General features: G+C 63.3%; 9 protein-coding genes. 5 read left to right on the top strand and 4 right to left on the bottom strand.

Annotation, left to right across the window (positions count from 1 at the left end):
• Window positions 1-167: 167 nt before the first annotated feature.
• Window positions 168-662 (bottom strand): helix-turn-helix domain-containing protein, encoded by a 495-nt coding sequence (locus FE811_RS25775; RefSeq protein WP_140849347.1) that lies wholly within the window; start codon window positions 660-662, stop codon window positions 168-170.
• Window positions 659-1087 (bottom strand): hypothetical protein, encoded by a 429-nt coding sequence (locus tag FE811_RS25770; RefSeq protein ID WP_219848960.1) that lies wholly within the window; start codon window positions 1085-1087, stop codon window positions 659-661. The genes FE811_RS25775 and FE811_RS25770 overlap by 4 nt, the downstream gene beginning before the upstream one ends.
• A 478-nt stretch (window positions 1088-1565) precedes the next feature.
• On the opposite strand from FE811_RS25770, the gene FE811_RS25765 reads away from it, so the two are divergent.
• A complete protein-coding gene (locus tag FE811_RS25765; RefSeq protein ID WP_140849344.1) occupies window positions 1566-1904 on the top strand; it encodes a type II toxin-antitoxin system RelE/ParE family toxin in 339 nt (112 codons plus the stop codon).
• Window positions 1901-2179 carry a DNA-binding transcriptional regulator gene (locus tag FE811_RS25760; protein WP_181180979.1) on the top strand — a complete coding sequence of 93 codons (279 nt, stop codon included), beginning with the start codon at window positions 1901-1903 and terminating at the stop codon, window positions 2177-2179. The genes FE811_RS25765 and FE811_RS25760 overlap by 4 nt, the downstream gene beginning before the upstream one ends.
• A 21-nt stretch (window positions 2180-2200) precedes the next feature.
• Here the strand turns inward: FE811_RS25760 and FE811_RS25755 are convergent, their stop codons facing one another.
• Together FE811_RS25755 and FE811_RS25750 are read right to left on the bottom strand one after the other, a co-directional pair.
• Entirely contained in the window at window positions 2201-2761 is a 561-nt protein-coding gene (locus tag FE811_RS25755) for a hypothetical protein (protein WP_140849340.1), read from the bottom strand.
• Entirely contained in the window at window positions 2758-3009 is a 252-nt protein-coding gene (locus FE811_RS25750; RefSeq protein ID WP_140849338.1) for a hypothetical protein, read from the bottom strand. The genes FE811_RS25755 and FE811_RS25750 overlap by 4 nt, the downstream gene beginning before the upstream one ends.
• 157 nt (window positions 3010-3166) lie before the next feature.
• Between FE811_RS25750 and mobQ the strand changes: the two genes are divergently transcribed.
• From mobQ to FE811_RS25740, 3 genes are all read left to right on the top strand, one after another.
• Window positions 3167-4231: a MobQ family relaxase gene (gene mobQ / locus FE811_RS28665; RefSeq protein WP_181180978.1), complete on the top strand. Its 1065-nt coding sequence runs from the start codon at window positions 3167-3169 to the stop codon at window positions 4229-4231.
• A gap of 284 nt (window positions 4232-4515) precedes the next feature.
• Window positions 4516-4662, top strand: a complete 147-nt coding sequence (locus FE811_RS27730; protein ID WP_181180977.1) for a hypothetical protein — start codon at window positions 4516-4518, stop codon at window positions 4660-4662.
• 5 nt (window positions 4663-4667) lie between these two features.
• A partial coding sequence (locus FE811_RS25740) for a hypothetical protein (protein ID WP_370362707.1) occupies window positions 4668-4932 on the top strand: 265 nt, incomplete at its 3' end.

The following is a 4932-nucleotide window of genomic DNA, read 5'->3' as shown; positions in this document are numbered from 1 at the left end:
ATCTATTGGTTATGAATCCTGACCCTAGCCCTGCTCCAACAGCCTTTTCTGGAAACAGCGGGCCCGCTCCCGCGGGTCAATCCCCGCGCGATCTCTCGCGCGAAGTTTGAAGTTACAGAACACCGGTTACGGGAGAGACGGCGATCAGGGGTTGAGCGCAGGGGCGCTCAGCCGCGGCGCCAGGGCCACCAGCGGCGGGCTAAAGGGGCGGGCGCGGGATCGGCAGAAAGCCCGGTTGGTCGGTCGGTCAGTTTCTCGGCCAAGGCGCGCCAGCGGTCGCGGTCCGCCTCGGCCGCGCGCACCAGGGCGGCACGTTCCTCAAGCCGGGCTTCCATCTGAGCAATGGTCAGCCGAGCCTTATCCAGATCATCGGCAAGGGTGGACCAGTCCGCCCCGGTGCGGCCCAGAGGACTGTCCCGGTCCGACTTGGCCCGTTCAGTGGGACTGTCCCGGTACGGACCAGGTCGGTCCATGGTCCAACGATCTAGGGCACTGCGCTCGATGCGCCACTGATTCCGATTATCCCGTCGCGCTTCAAGCTGAGTGGCTTCAATCGCCCGCATGATGGTGGATTTTCCAACCTTGGCGATGCGGGCCGCTTCACGCGGAGACAGGGTGGACCGGTCCTGTCCCGTGGTCCGGTCCGGTCCGATCCGGGTCACTTCCCAGCGCCTTCAATCTGTGGCTTGGCCGTCTTCAGGCGATACTCCCGAAGGAAGGCGACCCGATCACCTTTAAAGAACAGCGCAGGGTTCACCCAAAACTGGTTGGGTAACTTTGGCTTGAGGAAACCTTTCTGGATCAGTTCTTTCAGACCGTTGTGAAAGGTTCGATCACTCATATCCAAGGCGCGGCCGTTCAGCCCTTCATCGAACCAGATCAAGTTGACTGAGTCAGAGTAGCCGCCTGTCATCTTGGCGCGCTGATACTCGGCCAGGACAGCTTGAAAGACCCGCGCGCCGGTCCGCGTCAGATCGTATGCGGCCCTCACTCCATCAGCGAAGACTTTGACGAAGTGTTCCTCGTCCTTCTCTTCGATGACATGGATGATCGACTGCCCGACGACCTCGCCAGTGTCCGGGTCCATCAGATCCCGAGGGCTGGTGCGCGTCCGCACGGTCTTATGCCGGGTCCTGATTTCCGAACCCGCCACAAAGGGGTTTTCGTTTGGGGAGTATTCCAGCTTCCGAAGGTTGATAGGGTTATCCACAGGGCGTCCTCGAATGCCGTCTTTTAGACGCGTTTTCTTCGCTTGTCCGAAGCCTTAGTGAAGGATGAGCGAAGAAAAATCAATAGAAACCTTCGCACAAGGTCAGAATTTCTTCGCTCGATGTCAGAATTTCTTCGCTCGTGAATCAGCGTAGCTTGGCTGAACCGCTGTTTCCCTTCTCACTCTTTCTAAGGCGGAGGTTCCGGCGCGGCGGCGGTCGCCGTGAGTGGCGCCCGTCACGCAGGCGAACGGCGGGCGTTGCCGGGACGGAACCGACAAGAAGGTTTGTCCGTCAGGACGCATTTTCATGAGGCTGAACACTTGAACAAAGTAACCCAGTGGGTCATATAAAAGCATGCAGGCAGTTGCAGAGACCCCGATCTTCACCCGGCAGACGGAGAAGCTGTTCAGCGAGGACGAGAAGCGGGAGCTGATCGACTTCCTTGCCGAGAACCCGCAGGCAGGGGATGAAATCCCTGGCACCGGCGGCGTTCGCAAGGTCCGGTTCGCCGCCTCGGGCCGAGGCAAGCGGGGCGGGGCTCGGGTGATCTACTACTACTTGGACGACACCATACCGCTCTACGCGCTGCTGGCCTATGCCAAGAACGCAAAGGACGACATGAGCCCCGAGGAAAAGCGCGTGGTGGCATCCCTCGCTGCCGCGCTGAAAGCCGCATGGAAGGAGAGGAAATGAGCACCTTTGGCGAAGATCTGATCCAGGCAATGGGCGAAGCTCTGGCCCATGCTGAGGGCAAGGGTCCCGCTATCCTCCATGCCCCCGTCGATCCGCGCGAGATCAGGACGCGGGCGAAGCTCACACAGGCGCAGATGGCCCCGCTAATGGGCATGAGCCTGTCGGGCTACCGGAAGTGGGAACAGGGCCAACGGCGCGTCTCCGGCCCCGCCGCGGCCCTGCTGCGGGTCATCGAGAAAGAGCCTGGCGCGGTGCAGCGGGCACTTGCAGGCTGACAAGCGCCGCCCCTGGATCACTCAATTTCCAGCTTTTGGCGGTTCCAGCCAGATCACGCAGGCGTCGTCGCCGGCCGGGCTGGTCATGAGCTCACCGCCAGCCCCCTTGCAGAAAATCTTTGGATGCTCCCCGAAGGCACGGGCGTCGGCCCGTCCCTGTAGCCAGAAGTGCCCCAGAACGCCCAACAGGGCCCCCAGAGCCACGAGGCCGCCCGCCACGGCGAACACTCCACCTGACCAGTAGAGGGCCTGCCGGCTGCCTTTCAGGGCCTCCAGGCGCATCCTATTGGCCGCGGCCCTGACCTCGTCCTGTAGCCCGGCCACGCCCTTGGTGGCTCCGTCCCGGGCGGCGGCCAGGGTTGCATGGTGGATTTCGTTGATGACCTGCTCGGCCCTCCTGAGGACTTTCGCGCTCCGGTCATGGGCCTCCTCGACGGAGGCTTTGACCGAGGCGCGCAAGGCGGCGGCTTCCTTTTTGGTCGTGGCGGTGGCGGTGAGGATAGCCACGTCCTGGCGCAGGAGCCGGACCTGATCGGTCAGGTCGTTGATGACCTGGGCGGGGCTTTTGGTCGTCTCGCTCATGCTTCGGCCGCCTTGGCATCGAGGTCCGCGAGTAGCCCGGTCAGCTCCTTCTGGTCGACCTCACGGGTCGCGTTCTTGCGCAGGGTGGCGGCCATCCAGCGGGCGATCTTGGGGTCTTTCAGGGCCTCGGTGGTGACAATGGCGCCGACGATGATCTTGCGGCGGGTTTCGGTGGCCTTCTGGCGGGTCCTGAGCCGGTTCAAGCGGGCCTGAGCTTCGGCAATCTGCTGGTCAATGGTCCGCGCCATTCTGCAATCCCTTGTTCTCCTAATGGTTGCAAGTCTGGCCCTAGGGGAGCTACGCTGCAAGACACGAAGTGCCCACTTATACAAACGCGTGCCGCGTTTGTGTGGGCGGGGGAGGCTGCACTTCCCCTCGACCCCTTGGCTTGAGCGCGGCGCGAGTATGGCGATCTATCATCTGCGGGCCACGATGATTTCCCGCTCGGCCGGGCGCAGCGCCACGGGGGCGGCCGCCTACCGCTCCGGCGAGCGCATCCACGACCACCGCACCGGGCTCGACTTCGACTACCGGGCGCGCAGCGGTGTCGAACATGTCGAGATCCTCGCCCCCGCCCATGCCCCGGACTGGGTCCACGACCGGTCCGAACTGTGGAACGCGGTCGAGGCCGCCGAGACGCGCAAGAACAGCCAGCTCGCCCGCGAAATCCGGGTGGCCCTGCCCGCCGAGCTGAGCCACGATCAGCGCGTCGAGCTGGTCCGCGACTTCTGCCAGCGGTCCTTCGTGGACCGCGGCATGGTCGCGGACATTGCGCTGCACGCGCCGGGGCTGACGGGCGACGAGCGCAACCACCACGCCCATATCCTGCTCACCACCCGCGAGATCGATGCCGAGGGCTTCACCGCCAAGAACCGTGACTGGAACGCCGTCGCGGTGCTGGAGGACTGGCGGGAAGCCTGGGCGCAGGACGCCAACGCCGCCCTGGAACGGGCGGGCCACACGCTGCGGATCGACCACCGGACGCTGGAGGCGCAGCGCGTGGAGGCGCTGGAGCTGGCCCAAGAGGCGCGGGACCGTGGCGACGAGGTCGAGGAGCTGGTGCAGACGGTGCGGGCAGTCGCGCTGGACCGGGAGCCGTTGCCGCAGCTGTCGCTCGGGGCGTGGCAGCTCAAGGAGCGCGGGATCGAGGTCGCGGCGGTGCGGGTCTGGCACGAGGTCCGGGAGCGCGCCCTGGAGGTCGGGCGCGTGGCGCAGGAGCTGGCCGGCCAGGCCCGCGACTGGCTCGGGCGGGTGGCCGAGCGGACCCTGGAGGCGCTGGAGCCGGCGCAGGATGCCTGGGGCGAGTTCTTCGCGGAAGCCGCGCAAGGCGGGCTGCGCGACGACCTGTCACGCGATCTGGAGCGGGAGCGGCAGGTGGTGGAACAGGCCGAGCGCACCCGCCAGCGGGACCTGGTGAAGGAGCGCGAGGCTCATGCCATCCGCGATGATGGGCTGGATCACGGCCTGTAGCTCTCGACTCGGGCAGACGCGCCCCTCTGATCTATGAGGTCTCCGGGGCAGGCCTTCCCTATGTGAATTTACATTAAATATCAATTAGATATGAAAATACTGCCCGTCGTTGCAAGGCCTTCACGAACTACTTTAGGTATGATAACGACTGCAAAAAATTAGTATAACACATTGTAATATAATAATTTATTCAAGGTAACTTGGAGGATTACCGCTTAACCCTATCTAGATAACATCTGTAGGTGTCGCCAAATTTTGGCAATGATCGAACGCGGAGCATTGCCATGAGCAACCTTACCCCCGCGGCAGGAACCGCTCAGGCTCTTGTCGAAGCCCCTCCCGCTGTCCTTGGCTTGATCGTTGGGTTGGCGGCGATAGCCTTGGCTGCCTTTGCTATCTGGGCTGTGGTCAGCGCGAACAACCGGAAGTGACCACCATGAGAAAGATGGAGTTCGCCATACTTCCGACCGAGTGGATTACAGGTCCGGACAAACATGGTTTGAGTAGCTTCAAGTGGCAGTCCCGCGAGGGGGCCAGAAACGTTGCGGCGTTGATGCTGCTGATCGTCATGTCGCATCACGCGGATCGGCACACTGGCCGGATGTCTATCACCTATGACGAGTTCCAGGCCGCGTCTGGTCTAAGCCGTGGGAAGATTGCCGCGGGGCTCGACAAGCTCGAAGCGAGCGGGCTGATTAGGG

It is taken from the genome of Paracoccus sp. FO-3, from assembly GCF_006386455.1.
GTDB classification, from domain to species: domain Bacteria; phylum Pseudomonadota; class Alphaproteobacteria; order Rhodobacterales; family Rhodobacteraceae; genus Paracoccus; species Paracoccus versutus.
This window is presented reverse-complemented; position numbering and strand designations above follow the sequence as displayed.

Excerpts from the sequence above, each read along its gene's own strand:
- FE811_RS25770 (WP_219848960.1), bottom strand. The coding sequence starts at position 1,087 with ATGGACCCGGACACTGGCGAGGTCGTCGGGCAGTCGATCATCCATGTC.
- FE811_RS25765 (WP_140849344.1), top strand. The coding sequence starts at position 1,566 with ATGCAGGCAGTTGCAGAGACCCCGATCTTCACCCGGCAGACGGAGAAG.
- FE811_RS25760 (WP_181180979.1), top strand. The coding sequence starts at position 1,901 with ATGAGCACCTTTGGCGAAGATCTGATCCAGGCAATGGGCGAAGCTCTG.
- FE811_RS25755 (WP_140849340.1), bottom strand. The coding sequence starts at position 2,761 with ATGAGCGAGACGACCAAAAGCCCCGCCCAGGTCATCAACGACCTGACC.
- FE811_RS25750 (WP_140849338.1), bottom strand. The coding sequence starts at position 3,009 with ATGGCGCGGACCATTGACCAGCAGATTGCCGAAGCTCAGGCCCGCTTG.
- mobQ (WP_181180978.1), top strand. The coding sequence starts at position 3,167 with ATGGCGATCTATCATCTGCGGGCCACGATGATTTCCCGCTCGGCCGGG.
- FE811_RS27730 (WP_181180977.1), top strand. The coding sequence starts at position 4,516 with ATGAGCAACCTTACCCCCGCGGCAGGAACCGCTCAGGCTCTTGTCGAA.